Origin of the sequence: Salinibaculum sp. SYNS191 (genome assembly GCF_037338445.1) — an archaeon.
GTDB classification, from domain to species: domain Archaea; phylum Halobacteriota; class Halobacteria; order Halobacteriales; family Haloarculaceae; genus Salinibaculum; species Salinibaculum marinum.
The window spans coordinates 1,589,494-1,612,592 of the sequence record NZ_CP147838.1; the positions used below are offsets into that span (position 1 = coordinate 1,589,494).

22 protein-coding genes are annotated in these 23,099 nt (G+C 67.6%); 17 read left to right on the forward strand and 5 right to left on the reverse strand.

The genetic code is table 11. From position 1 onward, the window contains the following. Window positions 1-134: 134 nt before the first annotated feature. From WDJ57_RS08615 to WDJ57_RS08630, 4 genes are all read left to right on the forward strand, one after another. The gene (locus tag WDJ57_RS08615) at window positions 135-431 is read left to right on the forward strand and encodes a DUF7518 family protein (RefSeq protein ID WP_338905583.1); all 297 of its coding nucleotides are present in this window, start codon (window positions 135-137) and stop codon (window positions 429-431) included. A gap of 27 nt (window positions 432-458) precedes the next feature. Further along, window positions 459-4,043, forward strand: coding sequence for a chromosome segregation protein SMC (gene smc, locus WDJ57_RS08620; protein WP_338905584.1), 3,585 nt, complete (start codon window positions 459-461; stop codon window positions 4,041-4,043). Between the two features lie 84 nt (window positions 4,044-4,127). Further along, window positions 4,128-5,069 (forward strand): segregation/condensation protein A, encoded by a 942-nt coding sequence (locus WDJ57_RS08625; RefSeq protein WP_338905585.1) that lies wholly within the window; start codon window positions 4,128-4,130, stop codon window positions 5,067-5,069. Window positions 5,070-5,136: 67 nt separating this feature from the next. After that, a complete protein-coding gene (locus tag WDJ57_RS08630; RefSeq protein ID WP_338906329.1) occupies window positions 5,137-5,259 on the forward strand; it encodes a hypothetical protein in 123 nt (40 codons plus the stop codon). A gap of 68 nt (window positions 5,260-5,327) precedes the next feature. On the opposite strand, the gene WDJ57_RS08635 is transcribed toward WDJ57_RS08630, so the two are convergent. Further along, window positions 5,328-6,578, reverse strand: a complete 1,251-nt coding sequence (locus WDJ57_RS08635) for an MFS transporter (RefSeq protein ID WP_338905587.1) — start codon at window positions 6,576-6,578, stop codon at window positions 5,328-5,330. 108 nt (window positions 6,579-6,686) lie between these two features. Here WDJ57_RS08635 and WDJ57_RS08640 point away from each other — a divergent pair, with 108 nt between their 5' ends. After that, the gene (locus WDJ57_RS08640; protein ID WP_338905589.1) at window positions 6,687-7,070 is read left to right on the forward strand and encodes a winged helix-turn-helix domain-containing protein; all 384 of its coding nucleotides are present in this window, start codon (window positions 6,687-6,689) and stop codon (window positions 7,068-7,070) included. Here the strand turns inward: WDJ57_RS08640 and WDJ57_RS08645 are convergent. Then, entirely contained in the window at window positions 7,047-8,000 is a 954-nt protein-coding gene (locus WDJ57_RS08645; RefSeq protein WP_338905590.1) for an AEC family transporter, read from the reverse strand. The genes WDJ57_RS08640 and WDJ57_RS08645 overlap by 24 nt on opposite strands. A 123-nt stretch (window positions 8,001-8,123) precedes the next feature. On the opposite strand from WDJ57_RS08645, the gene WDJ57_RS08650 reads away from it, so the two are divergent. From WDJ57_RS08650 to WDJ57_RS08660, 3 genes are all read left to right on the forward strand, one after another. Next, the gene (locus tag WDJ57_RS08650) at window positions 8,124-8,600 is read left to right on the forward strand and encodes a cupin domain-containing protein (protein WP_338905592.1); all 477 of its coding nucleotides are present in this window, start codon (window positions 8,124-8,126) and stop codon (window positions 8,598-8,600) included. Window positions 8,601-8,738: 138 nt separating this feature from the next. Beyond that, a complete protein-coding gene (locus WDJ57_RS08655) occupies window positions 8,739-8,882 on the forward strand; it encodes a hypothetical protein (RefSeq protein ID WP_338905593.1) in 144 nt (47 codons plus the stop codon). Between the two features lie 308 nt (window positions 8,883-9,190). After that, entirely contained in the window at window positions 9,191-9,778 is a 588-nt protein-coding gene (locus tag WDJ57_RS08660; RefSeq protein ID WP_338905595.1) for a GNAT family N-acetyltransferase, read from the forward strand. Between the two features lie 2 nt (window positions 9,779-9,780). Here the strand turns inward: WDJ57_RS08660 and WDJ57_RS08665 are convergent, their stop codons facing one another. Continuing rightward, window positions 9,781-10,263 carry a pyridoxamine 5'-phosphate oxidase family protein gene (locus WDJ57_RS08665; protein ID WP_338905597.1) on the reverse strand — a complete coding sequence of 161 codons (483 nt, stop codon included), beginning with the start codon at window positions 10,261-10,263 and terminating at the stop codon, window positions 9,781-9,783. Between the two features lie 67 nt (window positions 10,264-10,330). Then, entirely contained in the window at window positions 10,331-10,816 is a 486-nt protein-coding gene (locus WDJ57_RS08670) for an acyl-CoA thioesterase (RefSeq protein WP_338905599.1), read from the reverse strand. Between the two features lie 69 nt (window positions 10,817-10,885). Here WDJ57_RS08670 and WDJ57_RS08675 point away from each other — a divergent pair, with 69 nt between their 5' ends. From WDJ57_RS08675 to WDJ57_RS08710, 8 genes are all read left to right on the forward strand, one after another. Next, on the forward strand, window positions 10,886-11,782 hold the full coding sequence (locus tag WDJ57_RS08675) for a PhzF family phenazine biosynthesis protein (RefSeq protein WP_338905600.1): 897 nt from the start codon (window positions 10,886-10,888) through the stop codon (window positions 11,780-11,782). A 157-nt stretch (window positions 11,783-11,939) separates the two neighbouring features. Continuing rightward, on the forward strand, window positions 11,940-14,228 hold the full coding sequence (ppsA, locus tag WDJ57_RS08680) for a phosphoenolpyruvate synthase (protein ID WP_338905601.1): 2,289 nt from the start codon (window positions 11,940-11,942) through the stop codon (window positions 14,226-14,228). A 106-nt stretch (window positions 14,229-14,334) separates the two neighbouring features. Further along, window positions 14,335-15,393, forward strand: coding sequence for a tyrosine decarboxylase MfnA (gene mfnA, locus WDJ57_RS08685; protein ID WP_338905602.1), 1,059 nt, complete (start codon window positions 14,335-14,337; stop codon window positions 15,391-15,393). 717 nt (window positions 15,394-16,110) lie between these two features. Beyond that, a complete protein-coding gene (locus tag WDJ57_RS08690; protein WP_338905604.1) occupies window positions 16,111-16,794 on the forward strand; it encodes a LiaF transmembrane domain-containing protein in 684 nt (227 codons plus the stop codon). Window positions 16,795-16,892: 98 nt separating this feature from the next. Continuing rightward, on the forward strand, window positions 16,893-18,569 hold the full coding sequence (locus WDJ57_RS08695; RefSeq protein ID WP_338905606.1) for a histidine kinase N-terminal 7TM domain-containing protein: 1,677 nt from the start codon (window positions 16,893-16,895) through the stop codon (window positions 18,567-18,569). Window positions 18,570-18,624: 55 nt separating this feature from the next. Continuing rightward, window positions 18,625-20,733 carry a methionine--tRNA ligase gene (gene metG / locus WDJ57_RS08700; protein WP_338905608.1) on the forward strand — a complete coding sequence of 703 codons (2,109 nt, stop codon included), beginning with the start codon at window positions 18,625-18,627 and terminating at the stop codon, window positions 20,731-20,733. A gap of 41 nt (window positions 20,734-20,774) precedes the next feature. Next, window positions 20,775-21,002 carry a DUF7312 domain-containing protein gene (locus tag WDJ57_RS08705; RefSeq protein WP_338905610.1) on the forward strand — a complete coding sequence of 76 codons (228 nt, stop codon included), beginning with the start codon at window positions 20,775-20,777 and terminating at the stop codon, window positions 21,000-21,002. Between the two features lie 48 nt (window positions 21,003-21,050). Further along, window positions 21,051-21,707: a halocyanin domain-containing protein gene (locus WDJ57_RS08710; RefSeq protein WP_338905612.1), complete on the forward strand. Its 657-nt coding sequence runs from the start codon at window positions 21,051-21,053 to the stop codon at window positions 21,705-21,707. On the opposite strand, the gene WDJ57_RS08715 is transcribed toward WDJ57_RS08710, so the two are convergent. Further along, window positions 21,708-22,241 (reverse strand): type II toxin-antitoxin system RatA family toxin, encoded by a 534-nt coding sequence (locus WDJ57_RS08715; RefSeq protein ID WP_338905614.1) that lies wholly within the window; start codon window positions 22,239-22,241, stop codon window positions 21,708-21,710. A 111-nt stretch (window positions 22,242-22,352) separates the two neighbouring features. Here WDJ57_RS08715 and WDJ57_RS08720 point away from each other — a divergent pair, with 111 nt between their 5' ends. Continuing rightward, window positions 22,353-23,090: an NAD(P)/FAD-dependent oxidoreductase gene (locus WDJ57_RS08720; protein ID WP_338905616.1), complete on the forward strand. Its 738-nt coding sequence runs from the start codon at window positions 22,353-22,355 to the stop codon at window positions 23,088-23,090. The last annotated feature ends 9 nt before the right edge of the window (window positions 23,091-23,099 follow it).

Here is a 23,099-nt window from a genome sequence, read left to right on the forward strand (position 1 = left end):
GTGAATGTAACTGGTCGCGGACCGATATGCCGTATTCAGCGTTTTCAGACCCTCTAAGCTGCGTTCGAGAACATATCCGTTCACGTACCATTGTCTGACGTACGTTTATGTAGGCGGAGTGAGACGGTGTGTCTATGTGCGGCAACCGTGTCGAGGAACTCGAATCGCGGGTCAAGGAACTGGAAGCGTCGGTCGAGGGGCTGACCGACGAACTCGTCGAGTGCAAGGTCCGGCTGCGCGAGCTGGAGAACGCGGTCGACGACGACCTGGGCTTCGTCCCCGAATCCGAGGAGGGCGAGGAATCCGAGGAGAGCGACATCAGAGTGCCGGAAGCCGGCGAATCGCAGGACGCGGCCGACACATCTAACACCGAGGCCTCCGAGGGAGAGGACAACGCGGAGGAGTCCGAGACCGACATCATCGTGGCGTAGGTCCGGACCTCTCCCACGAGCACCCCCATGCACATCAAAGAGCTCGTCCTCGACAACTTCAAGAGCTTCGGCCGGAAGACCCGTATCCCCTTCTACGAAGACTTCACCACCGTCAGCGGCCCGAACGGCTCGGGCAAGTCAAACATCATCGACTCCGTCCTCTTCGCGCTCGGCCTCGCCCGTACCTCGGGCATCCGCGCGGAGAAGCTGACGGACCTCATCTACAACCCCGGCCACCAGGAGGGCGAGTCCTTCGAGGGCGAACGCGAGGCGAGCGTCGAGGTCGTCCTCGCCAACGACGACGGCACCCTCGACCGCGCGCAGGTCGTCAACGCCGCCGGCACCGACGCCGTGGGCGACGTCGACGAAATCAACATCAAGCGCCGCGTCAAGGAGACCGAGGACAACTACTACTCCTACTACTACATCAACGGCCGCTCGGTCAACCTCGGCGACATCCAGGACCTGCTCGAACAGGCCGGCATCACGCCCGAGGGGTACAACGTCGTGATGCAGGGCGACGTGACCGAAATCATCAACATGACGCCGGGCGCGCGCCGGGAGATTATCGACGAGATAGCCGGCGTCGCCCAGTTCGACGCCAAGAAGGAGGACGCCTTCGAGGAACTGGAAGTCGTCGAGGAGCGCATCGACGAGGCCGAACTCCGCATCGAGGAGAAAGAACAGCGGCTGGACCAGCTCGCCGACGAACGGGAGACGGCGCTGGAGTACAAGGAACTCCGCGAGGAGAAAGAGGAGTACGAGAGCTACCGGAAGGCCGCCGAACTCGCCGACAAACAGGCCGAACTCGACGACCTCCGCGAGGAAATCGACGACCTCCAGGCGACGCTCGACGAACGCGAGGCCGAACTCGACGAGCGCCAGGCCCGCGTGATGGCCCTGGAGTCCGACCTGGAAAACCTGAACCACGAAATCGAGCGCAAGGGCGAGGACGAACAGCTCGCCATCAAGCGCGAGATGGAGGAGATAAAGGGCGACATCGCCCGTCTCGAAGACAAGATAGAAAACGAGGAGGAGAAAATCGAGGCCGCCGAGACCGAACGGCGGGAGGCCTTCGTCAAGATAGACAACAAACAGGAGACCATCGAGGACCTCCAGAGCGACATCCAGGAGACGAAAGTCGCCAAGTCCTCTATCGCCGCGGACATACAGGAGAAGGAGGCGGCACTCGAAGAGGTCGAGGCCCGCATCGACGAGGTGGGACAGGACTTCGAGGAGGTCAAGGAGGAACTCGACGAGAAGAAGCAGGCCCTGGAGAAAGCAAAGTCGGAGAAGAACGACCTGCAGCGCGAGCAGGACCGCCTGCTGGACGAGGCCCGCCGGCGCTCGAACGAGCAGCGCGAGACCGAGGCCGACATCGAGGAAGCGGAAGAGCGCATCCCCGAACTTGAGGCCGACATCGCGGACCTCGAAACCGAACTGGAGAAAGCCGAGAAGAACCGCGCGACCATCACGGAGGTCGTCGAGGACCTCAAGGCCGAGAAGGCCGCGTTGCAGGACGACCTCGAAGAAATCGAGGACGAGATTAGCGCCGCCCAGCAGGAGTACGCCGAACTGGAGGCGAAGGCAGACCACTCGGGCGACTCCTCGTACGGCCGGGCAGTGACGACGATTCTCAACGGCGACATCGACGGCGTCCACGGCACGGTCGCCCAGCTCGGCAGCGTCTCCGGCCAGTACGCCACCGCCTGCGAGACCGCTGCCGGCGGCCGGATGGCGCAGGTCGTCGTCGACGACGACGGCATCGGTCAGCACTGCATCGAGTACCTGAAATCGCGCAACGCCGGGCGGGCGACCTTCCTCCCCATCACGGAGATGCACACCCGCTCGCTCCCGTCGCTGCCCAACCGCGCGGGCGTGGTCGACTTCGCGTACAACCTCGTGGACTTCGACAGCGAGTACGCCGGCGTCTTCTCGTACGTGCTCGGCGACACGCTCGTCGTCGAGGACATGGAGACGGCGCGGGACCTGATGGGCGACTACCGTCTCGTGACGCTCGATGGCGACCTCGTCGAGAAGTCGGGTGCGATGACCGGCGGGTCGAAGAAGGGGTCCCGCTATTCCTTCGAAGGCAGTGAGGGCAAACTGGAGCGGGTCGCCCAGCGCATCAACGAACTGGAGGACGAGCGGTCGTCCATCCGCGACGACATCCGCGACGTGGAGGGGCGACTCGACGACGCCCGCGACCGGCAGAGCGACGCCGCCGACCAGGTCCGCGAGATACAGAGCGAAATCGAGCGCAAGCGGACCGAAATCGGCGAGGCGGAGGCGAAAATCGAGCAACTGAAGGCGGAACTCGAAGAGATAGCGGCCGAGCGGGAGTCGGTCTCCGAGGAGATGGACGGCCTGGAGGCCGACATCGCCGCGCAAAACGAGACCATCGCCGAGATAGAGGAGCGCATCGCGGAACTAGAGGCCGAAGTCGAGGACTCCGACCTGCCGGAACTGACCGCCGAGGCCGAGGAGATCCGCGAGGACATCGACGACCTCGAACGCGAACAGGACAAACTCGACGCAGAACTGAGCGAACTCACGCTGGAGAAGGAGTACGCCGAGGACGCAATCGAGGAACTGGAGGGCAAAATCGACCAGGCGAAAGAGCGCGAGGCCGACGCCGAGGCCCGCATCGAGGACCTGGAAGGCCAGATTGACGGAAAGGAGGAGACCCTGGCCGAGAAGGAGGAGGCCGTCGCCGAACTGGAGGAGGAACTCGCGGACCTCAAAGACGAGCGCGAGGACCTGAAAGCCGACCTCGCCGACGCCCGCGAGAAGCGCGACGCGAAGAAGGAGGCCGTCGCGAGCGTCCAGGGCGACCTCACGGAGGCCCAGGACGACGCCGACCGCCTGGAGTGGGAAATCGGTGAACTGGAGAACGAGGTCGGCGACTTCGACCCCGAGGAGATACCCGACCACGACGAGGTGGAGTCGGAGATTCGCCGGCTCGAAGCCGAGATGGAGGCACTGGAGCCGGTGAACATGCTCGCCATCGACGAGTACGACGAGGTCGAGGCCGCCCTGGAGGACATCCTCGACAAGAAGGACACCATGGTCGAGGAGGCAGAGGGCATCCGCGACCGCATCGAGACCTACGAGGCGCGCAAGAAAGAGACGTTCATGGACGCCTACACGGCCATCGACGAGCAGTTCCAGGACATCTTCGAGCGCCTCTCGAACGGTTCGGGCCGCCTGCACCTCGAAAACGAGGACGACCCGTTCGACGGCGGCCTGACGATGAAGGCCCAGCCAGGCGACAAGCCCATCCAGCGCCTGGAGGCGATGAGCGGCGGCGAGAAGTCACTGACCGCGCTCGCCTTCATCTTCGCCATCCAGCGGCACAACCCCGCGCCCTTCTACGCCCTGGACGAGGTGGACGCCTTCCTTGACGCCGCCAACGCCGACCTGGTCGGGGAACTGGTCGACGAACTCGCCGGCGACGCGCAGTTCGTCGTCGTCTCCCACCGCTCGGCGATGCTCGAACGCTCCGAGCGGGCCATCGGGGTGACGATGCAGGAGAACAACGTCAGCGCCGTGACGGGCATCGACCTCTCCGGCGGTGACGGCGAGGAAGCGGAGGTGCCAGCTGATGACTAGCGAGGACGAACGAAGTGAGTCCTCGAACGGCGAACGGGGAGCGAAGCGACCCGCTCGCGTCCAGCCAGCACGGAGGTGTCGACCGTGACTGACTCCGAGATTCCGCTGGACATCACCGGTCACGAGGACCGCGAGAAGCCCGGTTCGTCGGCGTCGGAGAACGGGCACCAGCCAGCCGACGAGGAGGCCGCTGCGCTGCTCGAAAACGGGGATTCCCACGACGGAGAGAAAGGCGACGATGAGGAGGAAGTCGAACCGGTCGAGGTGCTGGTCGCGCTGGCCGAGGACGGCGAGATAGACCCCTGGGACATCGACATCGTGGCGGTCACCGACAAGTTCCTCGACCGGCTGGACGACGCCGACCTGCGCACGTCCGGGCGGGCGCTGTTCTACGCGAGCGTCCTGTTGCGGATGAAAGGCGACGCGATGCTGGAGGCGGACGACGACGACGAGCCCGAACCCGAGCCGTGGGAGCAGGCGATGATGGACGACGGCGAGGTGCCCGAGGACCACGACCCCTTCGCGACGCTGGAGGCGGAGATGGACCGCCGGCTGGAGCGCAGGCGCGCCCGCGGGATGCCACAGACGCTGGACGAACTGGTGCGGGACCTGCGGGAGGCCGAGCGGGATAGCTGGTGGAAGGACTCCCGCGAGTACGACACCAGCGGGTCGCCGAGCGGCTACCAGCGCGGCACTCAGCAACTGGACTACCACACCGCCGACGACCTGCGGATGGACGACGAGCCGACCGCGGAGGACGTCACCGGCACGGCTCACACCGAGAACATCGACGAGATAATCGAGAGCGTCCACGACGCGGTGCGCGAGCACTACGAGGCCGGGCGCGACGAGGTGCTCTACCGGGAGGTCGCCCACGCCGGCGGCTCCCGCGTCGAGACGTTCCTCGGCCTGCTCTTTCTCTCCCACCGCGGACAGGTCCGCCTCCAGCAGGACGACCTCTTCGGCGACCTCTGGATTCAGGACCCCAGCGCCGCGACCGGTTCCGGGGAAGCCATCGCCGACTGAGTACTGCGTTTCGCCGGGGAGGTCGACCTGTTAGTGGCAGCGAAAGAACTATAGCTCGGAGTGCTGTATGTTACCAGTACACATGACACCGACCAAGCTCCGGGAGCGCCTCGCAGAGTCGGAGGACAGCGTCGACGTCGAGACGTTCCTGGACGCGCTCACCTACGTCCGCGACGACGGGCGACAGTGAGCGAGTGCTGACCGGTCGGCCACGCGGGGAGCGGCGGCTCTTTCTCTCTGGGACCGAACGCGGAGCGGTCAGACCGCGAACGCGTTGCGCTCCAGCGCGTCGATAGCGGGGAACTGCCGGAGCGTCGGTACCAGGAACCAGTAGGCGGCGATGAGCGCGAAGCCGACGGCCGACCCGCCGATGACGAGCGTGCTGCCGACGACGTCGCCGAGGACGCCGCCGAGGAGGATGCCCAGCGGGCCGACGGTCGAGACGAGGCTGCCGGTCGTCGCCGTCACGCGACCCAGCGTCTCCTCCGGGACGCCGCTCTGGAGGGCGGCGCTGACGAGGACGTTGTAGCTCCCGACGGGAACGAAGGCGAGGCCGAACAGGACGACGACGGCCAGCGGCGACCCGCTGAGGACGGCCGCGGCCCAGCAGGCCGCGCCGGCGACGAATCCGGCGCTGGTCACCAGGCCGAGCGGGACCGTCTCCAGCCACGACGCGAGCAGGGAGCCACAGAGCATCCCGGCGGTCATCGCCGCCAGCAGGAGCCCGTAGGTCCCGGCACCGCCGAAGGTGGCGGCGAAGGCGGGGAGGACGGCCGTCGTCAGTCCCATGAAAAACGTCGCGAGCGCGGCCCCGGCGACCATGTGCGCCAGCGCGGAGTGGCGGACGATACCGATACCCTCGGCGATATCGTCGACGTACTCGCGGGCCGAGGGGGAGCCACCCTTGTCCGTGCGGGGGACGGCGATGGCCGCGAAGACGAGCGTGCTCGCGAGGAAGGTGACGGCGTTGACGGCGAACAGCGTCACGGCACCGACGGCAGCGATGATTGCACCGCCGCCGGCCCGGGCGAGCGCGCCGATGGCCCGGTCGCTGGTCGCGGTCAGCGAGTTCGCCCGTACGAGGTTCCGGTCGGCGACCAATCGCGGGACTGCGGCGTTCTGCGCGGGGTCGGAGATGCGCTTCAGCGTCGCGAGCAGCGGGACGACGGCGAGGACGACCGGGACGGTCAGCGCGTCGAGGGCGGCCGCGACGGGAACGGCGAGGACGACGGCGGCCTGGAGGAGTTCGGAGCCGACGAGCAGTCGGCCAAGCGGTGCGCGGTCGACGAGGGGACCGAAGAGGAAACCGAGGGCACCCGGCGCGCGGGCGAGGAAGCCGGCGACGCCCGTGAGCGCCGTCGACCCCGACAGCGAGTAGACGAGCCACATCGCCGCGACGAAGTAGAGTTCGTCGCCCACTTCGCTGACCGCGTGGCCCGCGTACAGCCGCCGGAAGCCGACGTTGCCGAGCAGGTCGGCGGTGCGTTCGTCGAGGCGGTTCCGTAGCATGGGCACACCGTCGGCGCAGGCCCCCTTCAGCGTTCCCAGAAGCGCGTTTCAGTAAGCTCGCGTATGAATCGCGAAAGCGTCTTTTCGGCCATCGCCGTACTACCGGTGATGTCCGAGCAGAAGGCAGACCCCGGCGACGCGCTCGACGTGCTGAGCGACGAGACGCGGGTGCGCATCCTCCGGACGCTCGCCGAGGCCGACGAGCCGCTCCCCTTCAGCGACCTCCGCCGGCGCGTGGGCGTGAGCGACGCCGGCCGGTTCAACTACCACCTCTCGCTGGTCTGCGAGCACTTCGTCCGCGAGACTGAGGACGGCTACGAACTCGACCACGCGGGCGCGCGACTGGTCACCGCCGCGGACGTCGACCTGAACGGGTCACCGTCCGAGGCCGTCGACCCCGCGCCCGACGAGTGTCCGGTCTGCGGAGAGTCCGACTGCGGGAAGCTCTACCACGTCCACCTCTCGCCGTCAGAGCACCACTCCCGACTGTAGGAGGGCAATCAACCCCGTAAGGAGCGGCACCGAGATGACGGTAGAGACGAAGATGGCGGTGCTCGCGTACTCGGTGGCAGCGATGCCGTCCGCGTTCGGGCCCGCGAACTCCCCGGTGAGGATGAGCGTCGTCACGGCCGCCGGCATCGCGCTCTCCAGGACGAACACCCGCGCGACCGTCGGATTCTGGAACCCGACGAGGAGCGCGACCCCGACGGCGACGACGGGGGCGACGAGCAGTTTCAGCCCGACGGCCGGCGTCACCTGGAGCGCGGCCGCGCTGTAGTCCGTCTCCGCGAGTTCGATGCCGAGGATGAGCAACATCACGGGGATGGCGGAGTCGCCGACGAGTTGCAGCGTCTCCATCGCAGCGGTGTCGGCGGGCGGGACGACACCGGCGTACCGGGCGGCCAGCGCGGCCAGGACCGTGTAGATCAGCGGGATAGAGAAGATGGCCCGCATCCCCTCGCGCCAGTCGCTGCCCTCGCCGCGGGCCGCGAGGTAGACACCGAGCGTGTACATGGCGACGGACTGGCCGACGATGTAGACGACGGCCGTCGAGCGCCCGAGCGCGCCGAAGGCGAACTCGGAGACGGGGATGCCGTAGTTGCCGGCGTTCGAGAAGACGCTGACGAGGACGAACGTGCCGAGGATGGGTTCGGCGTTGCCCAGCACCGTCCCCGTCCCCTGCGCGAGGACGGCCATCACGCCGGTGAACAGGAAGACGCCGAGGACGATGCTGGCGAGGGTTTCCCCGGCGAGTTGCGTGGTCGTCAGCGTGTGGAAGACCAGCGCCGGCACGAGGACGTAGACGGTGACGGTGTTCAACGGCGTCGCGGAGATATCGCGCGTGCGCCCGAGGAGGTACCCCGCGGCGGCGATGGCGACGATGGGGAGAATTGCCGTCCCGAAGATAGACAGCAGCGACACAGTACGTGGCTGACGCCGGGCCTACACAATCCCTTCGAAGTCACGGCTGGAGGCCCGCGACAGACAAATGGTGACCGGGGCACCGGGGCCGCGCTTATCAGTTCGCCGGCCGTGAGTCGGCCCATGACGACGGTCAACGAGGACGACCTCGACTGGGAGGAGTACGACCGCGGCGAGAACGCCTTCCGTCGGAAGGAACTCGCGAACGCCACCGACGCCGAGCAACTGGGCTGTAGCCTCTACGAACTCGACCCCGGCAAGCGCTCGTGGCCCTACCACTACCACACCGCCAACGAGGAGGCCGTCTACGTCCTCTCGGGGTCGGGACTGCTCCGGGGCGACGACGGCGAACAGGACATCGGCGCGGGCGACTTCGTCGCACTCCCGGCCGACGAGAGCGGCGGTCACCAACTCGTCAACGACGGCGACGAGGTGTTGCGCTACCTGATGGTGTCGACGATGGAGGAGCCCGACGTGACGGTCTATCCGGAGATGGAGAAGTTCGGCGTCTACGTCGGCTCGCCGCCGGGCGGCCGCGAGGAGCGCACCTTCCAGGGGTACTTCCCGCTCGACGCGGACGTGGAGTACTGGGACGAGTGACCTGCCAGCGACCCCGACCGGGCCCGACCCATCCCCGGATTCCGGCAACCCGAATTATAGACCATTATATTTATATGGCCCGGAGCCAACGAATCGAGTACAACCGTCATGGAAGACCATGAGGGTTGCGGAGAACCCATGTACACCCACTTCACAGACGCCGAGAACACTGGCGCACCGATGGTCCCGGACATCCACGACGACTCCGACGTCTACACGGACGGCGGCACGAGCCGAGAAGACCTCGAAGAAATCGTCCTGAGCCACCGCATCGAAGAGTGAGCACGCACGACACATGACACAGCCAACCGACCACCGCGACCCGCTCGCGCCACGACCAGCTGTGCGGCCGTACCGGCAGGGTGTACGTCCGGTATCCGTACCCTCGTTCTGACGTGTCGACCGTTCTTCCGACACCGCATCACACCCCGTAGCGTCGCGCAGCAGCCACTCCGTCCCGTATCGTTCGACTAATCGAAATACTCCGGCCCGATGCACCGGCGTTCGCCGCCGTTTCCTATATAAACCCCGCACATGTGCTGCCCAGGGGTGATTCGTGTCGCTCCCATAAGTTGTAGTAGATAGAACGAATGAGTGTCGAACTGCAACAAGGCGTGTCCCCCGACGACTCGACGCAGCCAGACTGCGCCGGATTCGACGACAGTCCGCCGCGGAGCCCCTGCTTCGAGGACGAGACCGGCGTCGCGCTGCACGTTCGCCCGTACGACGAGGACCACTTCGAGGCGCTCGTCGACTTCTACGAGGGCTACCCGGAACGGCACCGCTCGATGTCGCTCCCGCCGCTGGCCCGCTCGCAAATCGAAGACTGGGTCGGGAAACTCGTCGACCGCGGCCGGAACCTCACCGTCTTCGCCGGCGACCGGCTGGTCGGCCACGTCGCCTACTCGCCGCGGGAGGCCGACGAGGCGGAACTGGTCATCTTCGTCGACGAGCAGTTCCACAACCGCGGCATCGGCACGGAACTCATCCGGCAGGCCATCGCCTACGCGACCGAGGACGAGATGGACGCGATACTGCTCCACGTCGACAGCAGAAACGAGCGCGCGGTCCACGTCTACGAGTCCATCGGCTTCGAACTCCTCGACATGGACGACCAGACGCTCAAGATGCGCCTGGAGATCACCGAGGACGTCGCGGCGGCGGTGCGGACAGACTAGATTTAGAACGTGTGGGACACGTCGGAACTGCGCGGGCTGCTCCGGTTCCAGATGCCGTTCGACTCCTCTATCTCCAGTTTGTACCCCTGAACGCCCCGCTGGGGGCTGGCCGAACTGAACAGGTCCGGGTGCCAGGCATTCTCCATGGCCTCTTGCAGCTCGCCGAACTCCTCGTTGGGCACCGGCGCGATGGTTCCCTTGAGAATCACGCTGCGCCACTCGAACTTGGACTCGGCGCTGTAGACGACGAACGTCGCCCGCGCGGACCTGTCGCTCAGTGACTCCTTCTGCGTGTCGCCGCCGAAGAGCAAGAACAGAAAGTACAGCGTCGACTCGCCGTCGTAGCCGAAGGACATCGGAATGAGGTAGGGAAACTCCGCGTCGGGCAGCCCCAGGACGCCGACCCCCTGCGCCAGGAGGTACTCCCGTATCTGAGCGTCGCTCATCCGGGCAGTGTTCGACTCCTCGATGATATCCTCTAACATGGTTGAACATCAGTCTTTCCGGTAATTAAAGGAGGTGCCGCTCGGGAACGCGCCGGGGGCGGTCGGACTACTCCATCCGGTCGATGATGGCCTCCAGTTGCGCCTGTCGCTCCTCGATTGCCTCCTGGCGGTGCTGGCGCTCGGCGTCGCTCTCGCAGACCAGGTCCGGCACCGGCGTCGGCGTGCCGTCCTCGTCGACGGCCACGAAGGTGAGAAACGACGAGGTGGTGTCGCGGGAGTCCCCCGTGTGGGGGTCCTCGGCCCTCACGTCCACCTTCACGTCGATGCTCGTCCGGCCGGTCTCGAAGGCGTAGGCCTGGACGACGACCACCTCGCCGAGTTCGATGGGCGTGATGAAGTCGACGTGGTCCATCGACGCCGTGACACACTGGCTGTGCGAGAAGCGCATGGCCGCGATTGCGCCACAGATGTCCATCCAGTGCAACACCGCGCCCCCGAGCGCGCGCTCGAAGTAGTTGGTGTCGTCGGGCATCAGCAGTTCCGTCATCTCGGTGTGGGACTGCGACAGCCGGGCAGTCTCGGTCTCTCCCATGGGGGCGCTCACGGACGCCCGCGGGAAAATTCCCGACGCTTTCATGTGGCCGCCGGACGCCCACCGGGTATGGACACCCGACAGGCCGTCATCGTGGACGCGTGCGCCGCCGAGCCGACCGGCGGCGTCCCGGTCGGCCTCCTGCCGGACGGGGCGGACCTCACCGACGACCAGTTGCAGGGCGTCGCGGGCGAACTCGCCGCGGCCACTGCGGTCCCCGACGGCGACAGCCTCCGCGTCGTCGGCCCGACGGGACCGCTGGACGACCACCCCGCCGCGACCGTCGCGACCGTCGCCTTCCAGCACGAGCGCGGCGGCCGCGAGGTGGGGACGGACACGCTCTCGACGGCGACGGGGACGGTCGACGTGGAGGTCACGAGCGACGGCGGCGTCTGGGTCGCGCGGCCGACGCCGACGGTCACGGAGTCGACGGTCGACGAGGCGCGCATCGCGGCCGCGCTGGGCATCGACGTCGCGGCGCTGCGGGACGTCGGCGCGGACCTGCCGCCGCTTTCGCTCTCGGTCGGGCGGGACGTACTGGCCGCGCCGGTGAACTTCCTCGAACACGTCAGCGGTGCCGACCCCGACCCGGTGGTGCTGGCGGAGGTGGCCGCAGACGCCGACGTCGACGCCGTCTGCGCCTTCACCTTCGACACGCTGGCCGCCGACGCGGCGTGTCACGCGCGGACGTTCGTCCCCCCGGGGACCGACCCGGGCGTGCGGACCGTCGGACTGGAGACGCCGGCGCTGCCGGGCCTGGCCGGCGGACTCGTCGCGCACCTGTTCGAGCGCGGCGTCATCGAGGACGCGACGACGAGCGTCGAGCAGGGCCACTTCGCAGAGCGGCCCGGCCGCGTCCACGTGGAGGCGGGCGGGGGCCTCCGGGTGGGCGGACACGCGGTGACGACGCTAGACGGAACCGTCACCGTCCCCGGCGACGAGGACGACGACATCATCGAGGTCTGAGATGGTATAAACGCCGGGGGCAGCGACCGTCCAGTCCCGGACGGCGGGGCTGTGCGTGGGAAGGAGTCTCACCCCGTCGAGCGGCCCGAAGACGGCCACTCGGTCCCGCCCGGCAACTCCAGAAGGTTCTTTATCCTAGTTCGATAGGCTACATGTAATGGCTGTACTCTGGCTGGACGACGTGCGGGCCGACGACCTGGAGTCGGTCGGCGGGAAAGCGGCGTCACTCGGGGAGATGACGTCGGCGGACCTGCCTGTCCCGCCGGCATTCATCGTCACCGCAGACACGTACCGTTCGTTCATCGAAGACACCGGCATCGACGAGGAGCTATTCGACATCGTCGACGTGGACTCCGACGACTCCGCCGCGCTGGCCGACGCCGCCGAGCGCGCCCAGTCGCTCATCCGGGAGACCGAGATTCCCGACGAGCAGCGGGAGGGCATCCTGGAGGCCTACGACCGCATCGGCGAGAACGCGTCCGTTGCGGTGCGCTCGTCGGCAACGGCCGAGGACCTGCCCGACGCCTCCTTCGCGGGCCAGCAGGAGACGTTCCTCAACATCACCCGCGACGACCTGCTGGAGAAAGTGCGGGAGTGCTGGGCCTCGCTTTTCACCCAGCGCGCCATCTACTACCGCCAGGAGCAGGGCTTCGAAGACGCCACCGTCGACATCGCGGTGGTCGTCCAGGAGATGGTCGACGCCGACAAATCGGGCGTCATGTTCACCAGTCACCCTTCGACCGGTGCGCCCGTCGTCACCATCGAGGCCGCGTGGGGACTCGGTGAGGCAGTCGTCTCCGGCGCGGTCACGCCGGACAACTACGTCATCGACCGCGCGACCGCCGAAATCAAGACGGAGACGGTCGCCCAGAAGAAGGTGATGCACGTCCGCGACGAGGCAACCGGCGAGACCGTCGAGCGAGAGGTCCCCGAGGACAAGCGCGACCAGCGCGTCCTCTCCGACGACGAACTCGACGCCCTGCTGGAACTGGGCGAGGAGATAGAGGGCTACTACGGCGAACCGCAGGACGTCGAGTGGGCCATCCACGACGGCGAGGTCTACCTGCTGCAGTCCCGCCCCATCACGACCATCAGCGAGGGCGGCACGACCGAGGGCAGCGTCGCCGACGGCGGCCTCGCCGAGGAGAGCAGCGAGGAGCCCAAGGGCACCGAAGACGGCGAGGTCGTCCTCTCCGGCCTGGGTGCCAGCCCCGGCCGCGCCTCGGGCGAGGTCAGCATCGTCCGGAAACTCGACGAACTGGACAAGGTCGGCGAGGGCGACATCATCGTCGCCGAGATGACGACGCCGGACATGGTGCCGGCGATGAAGCGGGCGTCGGGCATCGTCACCGACGAGGGCGGGATGACCTCCCACGCCGCCATCGTCTCGCGCGAACTGGGCGTTCCCGCCGTCGTCGGCGCGGAGCACGCGACCGAGTTGCTCACCGACGGGCAGGTCATCACCATCGACGGCGAGAAGGGGACCGTCGAGACCGGTGCCGAGGAGGAGGAGGCACACGACGCCGTCGAGGACATACGGCCGGACACGCCGGTCAAGCCGATGACCGCCACCGAGGTGAAGGTCAACGTCTCCATCCCCGACGCCGCCGAGCGCGCGGCCGCGACCGGTGCCGACGGGGTCGGCCTGCTGCGCATCGAGCACATGATCCTCTCGCTGGGCAAGACCCCCGAGCGCTACATCGCGGACCACGGCGTCGACGAGTACGTCGACCAGATCGTCGAGGGTGCCCGCAGCGTGGCCGACGAGTTCTACCCGCGCCCGGTGCGCGTGCGCACGCTTGACGCCCCCACCGACGAGTTCCGCCAGCTAGAGGGCGGCGACGACGAGCCCGCGGAGCACAACCCGATGCTGGGCTACCGGGGCATCCGCCGGAGCCTCGACCGGCCCGACGTCTTCCAGCACGAACTCGAAGCCTTCCGGAAGCTCTTCGAGATGGGCTACGACAACGTCGAAATCATGCTGCCGCTGGTCAACGACGCCGAGGACGTCCTGCGGGCGAAGGCACACCTGCAGGACGCGGGCATCGACACGGAGAAGCGCTCCTGGGGCGTGATGATAGAGACCCCCGCCGCGGCGCTGTCGGTCGAACAGATGGCCGAGGCGGGCATCGACTTCGCCTCCTTCGGCACCAACGACCTCACGCAGTACACGCTGGCGGTCGACCGCAACAACGAGAACGTGGCCGACCGCTACGACGAACTCCACCCCGCGGTGATGGAACTGATAAGCGAGACCATCCAGACCTGCCGGGAACACGACGTCGCGACGAGCATCTGCGGGCAGGCGGGGTCGAAGCCACGGATGGTGCAACACCTCGTCAACGAGGGCGTCACCTCCATCTCCGCGAACATCGACGCCGTCCGCGACGTGCAACACGAGGTCAAGCGGACCGAGCAGAAACTGCTGCTGGACTCCGTGCGGTAACGGCCGCCGAAGCCGTCGTTTTCTGTATTGTTCGGCCCCGAGCGCCGGGGGTGTGCGACACTCAGACAAACGTAACCACTAAGCGGGTTCGTGGATAGTATGGCGTATGCAGCAGGTCGAGCGAGCCGAACCGCAGGATTTCGAACGCGTCCTCTCCTCTATGTGTACCGTCCCGCACCCTGCGGCGCGGCAGGCAGCCGAGCGCTTTCTCGCCACCAATCCGGGCGACCCCGGGACCTACGAGACGGTGGCGGAACTCGAACGACGGGCCGTCGAGCAACTCGGCACCGTCGCCGGCCTGGCCGACCCCGCCGGCTACGTCACCAGCGGCGGGACGGAGGCCAACATCCAGGCGGTCCGCATCGCGCGCAACCGCGCCGACACGGACGACCCCAATGTCGTCGCCCCGGAGAGCGCCCACTTCAGTTTCCGGAAGGCCGCGAACGTCCTCGACGTCGAGTTGCGGACCGCGCCGACGACCGACCACACCGCCGACGTCGACGCGATGCAGGAACTAATCGACGGCGACACGGTCTGCGTCGTCGGCGTCGCCGGGTCGACCGAGTACGGCTACGTCGACCCGATTCCCGCGCTGGCGGACGTCGCCGCGGACGCCGGCGCGCTCTGTCACGTCGACGCCGCCTGGGGCGGTTTCTACCTCCCCTTCAGCGACCACGAGTGGCACTTCGACCACGCCGACATCGACACGCTGACCATCGACCCCCACAAGGTCGGCCAGGCCGCGGTGCCGGCCGGCGGCCTGCTCTCGCACTCGCCGGACCTGTTCGACGAACTCGCCATCGACACGCCGTACCTGGAGTCGACGTCGCAGGTGACGCTGACCGGGACCCGCTCCGGCGCGGGCGTGGCGAGCGCCGTCGCCGCGATGGACGCCCTCTGGCCGGAGGGCTACCGCGAGACCTACGAGCGCGCGATGGACAACGCGGAGTGGCTGGCCGAGGCCCTGGAGGTCCGCGGCCACGAGGTCGTCGGGCCGGAACTCCCGCTGGTGGCCGCCGACCTCTCGGTGCCGATGACCGACGAACTCCGGGACCGCGGCTGGCGGGTCTCCAAGACCGGGTCCGGCGAGATGCGCGTCGTCTGTATGCCCCACGTCACCCGGTCGATGCTGCGCTCCTTCGTCGCCGACCTCGACTGGTACTGACCGCGAGTGGAGCGGGTCGAACCCTCCTCGGAGAAGTTTTTCACACGACGGGCAGGGAATTGTCCGTTGGCGTGGGCGTGTGACTCTATTCGTTCGTGAACGAGCACATTCGCCCGTACCCGTCTCGGTCACACCCCTCTTTGAGATAGATGGTGAGGGTTGAGCGATACTCGGCATCAGCGACGACACAGTCCACGTCTCTCGATGTAGCGAACTCCGTTACAGACGCTTCTACCCACTCGCCGTCATCTACACGGACACGAACCGTATAATCTCCCGGAGTGCTCCCCCACTCACACTCGGCCACAGCCCCGTCGTTGTGTTGACCACCGCCTTCGTATTCGCGCGCTGCGTCGACTGTGTGTGACGACGAATGAACGACCTCCCCGTCTCGTTCGACTTCGAGGACGAATCGGTGTGACGACTCCGTGTCGGCATTGTGAACGCCGAACCACCCGAGTTGAGCCGTTGGATTCACCGCGTCTCGAATCGAGGAGATACAGCCACTACTTGTACCTGCTGTCAGCATGCCAAGGATTGCAATGACACTCCGACGGCGCATACTGATTTTCAGTCACTCGTCGGTAAGTGCTTTGCCGGTCTCTCCCACTTCTGCGACTTCGAACGGCACGAGAGGAGTTCGCTGACACCCCGTAGTTGTCCCGCGGTCACACTCCACACAGCCGTCTATAAGCTATCTGGCAGCGAACTAGCCATATGGCACAGACACAGCGCACCCTCTCCAGTCAGCTCCTCCTCGGGGCACTCATCGTCCTCCTGGGGCTGGTCCTCCTCGCGGACACGACGGGGACAGTCGACACCAGCTTCCTGTTCGACTACATCCCCTCGCTGTTCGTCCTCGTGGGCGTGTACGCGCTCGTCCGCAGCGGCTTCCGGAACGTCTTCGGGCCGCTGGTCATCATCGTCCTGGCCGGGCTCTGGCAGGCGACGACGCTGGGGTTCGTCGAGGCGGCCGACGTCGTCTCGCTGTGGCCGCTTTTCATCGTCCTCTTTGGCCTCTCGCTGGTGCTGAGCCAGTTCCGCTCGCCGCCGGCCACGACGGGCACCTCGCACGTCACCGGCTTCGGCGTCTTCAGCGGCAACGAACAGCGCGTGACGACCGAGCGCTTCACCGGCGCGAACCTCACCGCTCTCTTCGGCGGTGCCGAACTCGACCTGCGGGACGCGACGGTCGCTGAACCGCCGGCCCACGTCAGTTGCATCGCCCTGTTCGGCGGCGTCGAGGTGAAAGTGCCCGAGGAGTGGAACGTCGAGATGGACGTGCTCCCGCTGTTCGGCGGCGCGACAGACGAGCGGATGCGCCGCGAGCGCGACCACGACGAGGTCGACCTCGTCGTCACGGGGTTCGCCGCCTTCGGCGGCGTCTCTGTGACGGACTGACGGCGGACGGGGTGACCCGCGGTCGTCATTTCACGGCCTGATAACGCGTAGCAATGTTGATACTCCTCCGGGAGTGTATCACAGATAGTAACACGTCGATGAGTACCACGCTGATTCTCCTGGCGACCGCCGTCCTGCTGGCCGCGCTGGCGGTCATCGGATGGCGGAACCGGGAGACGCCGAGTGCGCGGGCGTTCGCCGCGTTGCAGTCGCTGGCGACCGTCTGGGTCGGGATGACCGTGGTCGGCCTGCAACTGTCCCACGGCCCCCTCCGGCTCCGGGTCTGGGCCATCGTGACGGGGCTGAGCCTGCTCTCGACCGTCCTCTGGCTGGCGTTCATCCTGGCGTACACCGGGCGAAGCGAGTGGGTGCAGTCCGGGTGGTTCGCGGCCGTTGCGACGCCGCTGGTCGCGGGAGCCGTGACCTACGCCGTCGCGCCGACCTGGGAGCCGCTGGTCGGCGGGCTCACGGAGGCGTCGATTCCGGCCGGCACCGTCATCACGTCGTCGGTCGGCCCGGTCGGGGCCGCCCTCGGGCTGTACATCTACGGGGTCTTCTTCACCGGATTCGTCGTCGTGGCAAAGACCGTCCTGGAGCGCGACAAGCTCTTTCTCGGCCAGGCGAGCGCGCTCGTCCTCGGGACGCTCGTGACGGTGCTGGGGAGCATGGGGAGCATCGTCGGGTTCCCGGTCGACGGGTTCCCGGCCACGCAGGTTGCGCTCGGGCCGGAGTCGCTGCTGTTTGGCTACGCGGTCTTCCGCACGAAGTTCCTCGACCAGGTGCCCGCCGTGGCCCGCATCGGGGAACGAGCGGTCTTCCAGGACCTCGACGACGGCGTCGTGGTCGTCGGCGACGACACCGTGTTGCAGGCCAACCCCCGCGCCCACGCGTACCTCGACGCGGACGACCTCGCGGGGACGCCGCTGTCGGCGGTCTTCGAGGAGATGGGGGTGGACTCGCTTTCGGACTACCCGGCGCGGTTCCAGCGCCGCGGCCGCACGTACCAGGCGAAGGTGTCGTCGGTGACGGACTGGCGCGACCGGGAGGTCGGCCGGACGCTGGTCATCAGGGACGTCACGCAACTGGTGCGCCGCCAGGAGCGGCTGTCGGTGCTCAACCGCATCCTCCGGCACAACCTCCGCAACGACCTGAACGTGATTCTCGGGTTCGCGGCCCAGATAGAACACGAGAGCGGCGACGACGTCGCGACGCTGGGGGAGAAGGTCAGCCGGAAGGCCCGGAGCCTCTCCAGCATCAGCGAGAAGGCACTGGAGGTCGAGCGGATGTTCGACCGCGAGTCCGAGGCGCGGTCCGTCGACGTCGAGTCGCTCGTCACCGACGTCGTCTCCTCGCTCGCCGACCAGCACCCGGAAGCAACCGTCGAGACGGACGTGGAGGGCGGAGAGGTGCAGACGTACCCGCGGCTGTTCGCCGTCGTCCTCCGTGAGGTGGTCGAGAACGCGCTGGTCCACAGCGGGTCCGCGCCGTCGGTCACCGTCGACGTCTCGACCACGGACCACCGGGTCGAACTCGTCGTGACCGACGACGGGCCGGGGATACCCCGGGCGGAACTGGACCCCATCCAGTCGGGCGAGGAGACGCCGCTTTCACACGCGAGCAGCCTGGGGATGTGGCTCGTCTCCTGGGGCACGCGGTCGCTGGGCGGGACAGTCGACTTCCGGACCTCGTCGGAGGGGTCGACGGTCCGGATATCGGTGCCGGACCGCCGGACGTTCGAGACCGACGTGCCGGTCGCGCCGACGGAGTCCGCGTAGCCCCCGCTACCGCGAACCGGCGGTGTTTTTGACCTCCATGCCAGAAAGGGTGCACATGAGTCGAGACACACTGCCGACGGACAACCCGGCGGTGGTCACGGTGGGGCTGCCCTACGCGAACGGGGACCTCCACGTCGGCCACCTGCGCGGGTACGTCAGCGGCGACGTCTACGCCCGCGCGCTCCGGCGGGTCGGCCAGCAGACCGCCTTCGTCTGCGGGTCCGACATGCACGGCACGCCCATCGCGGTCAACGCCGCCGAGGAGGGCGTCGACCCCGAGTCCTTCGCCCTGGAGTACCACGAACTGTACGAGCGGACCTTCCCGCAGTTCAACGTCGAGTTCGACAACTACGGCCACACCCACGACGAGACGAACACGGAGACCACCCGCGAGTTCGTCCGGACCTGGGTCGAGCAGGGCCACGTCTTCGAGAAGGAGATTCAGGTCGCCTGGGACACCGAGGAGGACCAGCCCCTGCCCGACCGCTTCGTCGAGGGGACCTGCCCGTACTGCGGCGAGCACGCCCGCGGCGACGAGTGCGACGAGGGCTGTCAGCGCCACCTCGAACCCGGCGAAATCGAGGACCCGGTGAGCACCATCACCGGCAACCCCGCCGAGTACCGCCGCCGGGAACACGAGTTCCTGCGCCTGTCGGACTTCCAGGACTACCTCCAGCACTTCATCGACCGCCTCGAAGGCACGGAGAACGCGAGCAACCAGCCCCGCGAGTGGATCGAAGGGGAGCTACAGGACCTCTGTATCACCCGCGACATGGACTGGGGCATCGACTACCCGGGCGAGGGCGAAGAGGACCTCGTCCTGTACGTCTGGGTGGACGCCCCCATCGAATACGTCTCCTCGACCAAACAGTACACCGAGCGCGTCGGGGCCGACGAGTACGACTGGGAGGAGGTCTGGAAACCCGGCGGCGAGGAGCGCCTGGGCGCGGAATGGGACGAGTCCTGGGACGACGAGACCGGCGAGATAATCCACGTCATCGGCCGGGACATCATCCAGCACCACACCGTCTTCTGGCCCGCGATGCTCCGCGGGGCGGGCTACGCCGAACCCCGGGCCGTGCTGGCGACTGGCTTCGTCGGTATCGACGGGAAGGCGCTGTCGACGTCACGTAACCGAGCCGTCTGGGCCGACGAGTACCTGGAGACCGGCTTCCACCCCGACCTGTTCCGGTACTACATCACCACCGGCTCCGGGCTGGAGACGGACGTCGACTTCTCCTGGGACCGCTTCGCCGAGCGGGTCAACGGCGAACTCGTCGGCAACCTCGGGAACTTCTGCTACCGCGCGCTGCTCTTTGCCCACCGGAACTACGACGGGACGCCGGACGCGGACGTCAGCGAGGAGGTCGCCGAGCGCATCACGGGGGCCGTCGAGGAGTTCGAGGCCGCCGTCGGCGAGTACCGCCTGCGCGACGTCGCCGACGTGGCCGTCGACCTGGCCGACTTCGGCAACGAGTACATCCAGCGCAACGAACCCTGGAACCTCGTCGACGACGACCCAGACCGGGCCGCGCAGGTCATCCGCGACTGCGTGCAACTGACGAAGGCCTGTGCCGTCCTGATGCAGCCGGTGCTGCCCGAGAAGGCCGCCGACCTCTGGGACCAGCTCGGCGAGACGGGCAGCGTCGACGACGCGACGCAGGCGGCCGCGCTGGACGCGCCGCCGGCCGACTTCGGCGAGCCGTCGGAGCTGTTCACCAAAATCGAAGACGAGGAAGTCGAGGAACTCAACGAGACGCTGCGCGAGCGCGTCGCGGCAGCGAGCGAGGACGAAGACGACGACGGGGACGAGGCGGAGTCCGTCGACCTGGAGCCGCTGGCCGAGGAGCGCATCGGCTTCGAGGACTTCCAGGCGGTGGACATCCGGGTCGGCGAGATTACGGCCGCCGAACCCATCGAGGACTCGGACAACCTCATGCGCCTGGAGGTCGACATCGGCGTAGAACAGCGCCAGGTGGTCGCCGGCATCAAGGGGCTGCACGACGCCGAGGATCTGCCGGGGACCCGGTGTGTCTTGCTGGCGAACATGGAGAAGGCCGAACTGTTCGGCTACGAGTCCAACGGCATGATTCTGGCGGCGGGCGAGGACGCGGACCTGCTGACGACCCACGCCGACGCGCCGCTGGGGACGAAGATTCGGTAGAACTGGTCAGCCTTTTGTCCGTGGCCGCCCTACGTGGAAGCATGGCAAGTGACCCCGACACCGCGGACGACGACAGCCAGTGGCGGTTCTCGCTGTCCGACCTGGAGGACGACTCCGAGGGGGACGGCGGCGGCAACGTTGCGGGGTCGATGGCGATAGACGAGGAACTGGAGGCAGGCGACATCAGCGCGGAGAACGCGCTCTTCGTCGTGGTCGGTGTCCTGCTCGCGGTCGCCTTCCTCGCGGGCTTTCTCGCCCTGTTCCCCTGAGAGAACTGAAGCGAAGTATTCACTACGGGCGATTGCAAAGGGACAGGTATGACAGAGAGCGATGCGGACCTGTCCCGCCGCGCATTCATGCGGACAGCGGCAGGGACGGCCACGGCGGCGGCCGCGACCGGAACCGCGAGTGCCGCGGAGAGCAACGAGAGTAGCGGCAACGAGTCCAGCGGCGGCGGTGGCGGCGGTGGCGGCCCGCCGGACCTCGGTGGCTACCTCGACGGCGCGAACAACTACGAAGGGTCCGTCGTCGACCAGCGGGGCCAGAGCGAGGTCACGGTCGACGTCGGTGCCGGGAGCAACGGCCTCGCGTTCGGTCCGGCCGCCGTCCACGTCGACAACGGGGCGACCATCGTCTGGGAGTGGACCGGTGAGGGCGGCAACCACAACGTCATCTCCGAGGACGACGTGTTCGACTCCGGGCCGGCCAAGGCCTCGGGCACGTTCGAGCACACGTTCAACGAAGACGGTATCTACCCGTACTTCTGTTCCCCACACAGGGCCAGCGGGATGCTGGGGGCCGTCGTCGTCGGGACGGACTACCCGACGCTGGACACCGGCGGCGCCGTCGGCCCGAGCGACCTGCCTGGCAGCGCGAAGACGCTCGGCGTCGCGACGATGTTCGTGACGGCGGCGACGCTCGGCTTCGCCTACTTCTTCATGAAGTACGGCGGCGACTACGGCGACTTCGAGTAACTACAGCGACTCCGGCGTCGTGTGGATGTCGAGCGCGACGTCGCGGTGTTCGCCCTCCAGGTCGGCGACGATGCGCTCGACGATTCGCTCTGCCTCCGCCGTTACTTTCGGTTTGATACGGTCGACCAGCCAGTCCAGCGAGACGAACGAGGGGAGCCCGATGCTCCGGCGGTCGGCCGACCCCGGCGAGAACTCCACGTACAGGCGCACGCGCGAGGCGGGCTGGTTCGGTTCCGGCGACGACTCGGGTTCGGGCGCTACGGCCCAGTACCCGCGGGCGTCGATGTCCCGGGTCAGCCGCCAGTCGATGCGGTTCGGGGGTTCGACGTCCGTCACCTGCGACCGGGCGGTGTACGACAGCTTCCACCACGCGAACGTGATGTCGTAGCGCGTGCCCGGGGCTCCCTCGCCGCCGTGCCGACGGACCTCCGTGAGGTGTTTCGAGTACTCTGCGTACCGGGGGAAATCGAGGAGAAACTCGTATATCTCCTCGGGGGGCAGATAGACGACCGTACTGACTTCGACGCAGTCCACGCCCGTACGTTGGGCTACCACTACGTAAGCCTCACGCACGGACGAGTGTCGCCTCGCGAGCCAGGCCCGCCAATCGCCAGATTTCTGCGCCACCCACGCCAACGGGCGGCCATGAGTCCCGAAACGCGTGACGTCTGCATCGTCGGCGGCGGCCCCGCCGGACTGACCGCGGGCATCTACACCGCCCGCGCCGGCCTGGACACGCTCGTCCTGGACGGCGGGCAGCCCATTCTCGAACGCAACGCCCACCTGGAGAACGTCCCCGGCTTCCCGGCGGGAGTCAACGCCCGCCGCTTCCTGGATTTGACGCGCGAGCAGGCCGAGCGCAACGGCTGTGACCGCCGGGAGACGCGCGTCCGGGCGGTCGAGCGGGCCCCCGACGGCCGCTTCGAACTCGATACCGACGGCGACGAGCGCCTGCTGGCCGACCGCGTCGTCTGCACATCCTGGGCCGACACCGACTACCTGGCCGGCGTCGAGGGGGTCGGTCTCATCGAGCGCGGCAGCAAGACCTACGTCGACGTGGACGGGGACGGGCGGACTGGCGTCGACGGCCTCTACGCCGCCGGACGCGTCGCCGGCAGTCGACACCAGACCGTGGTCGCGGCGGGCGACGGTGCCAACGTGGCGCTGGCGGCCATCGAGGACTCCGAGGTCCCCTTCTACCACGACTGGGTCGCGCCGGAGGGCTACTTCACCGGCCGCGGCCGCGAGGTGCCGCCGGGCTGTGAGGAGATCGACGACGACGAGCGCGAGCGCCGGGAGCGGGAGGCACGCGAGGTCATGCGCAGACACTTCAGCGAACCGCATCCGGAGGAACCCACACAGCACCCCAGCGTCGAGGAGTGAAACCGGCCG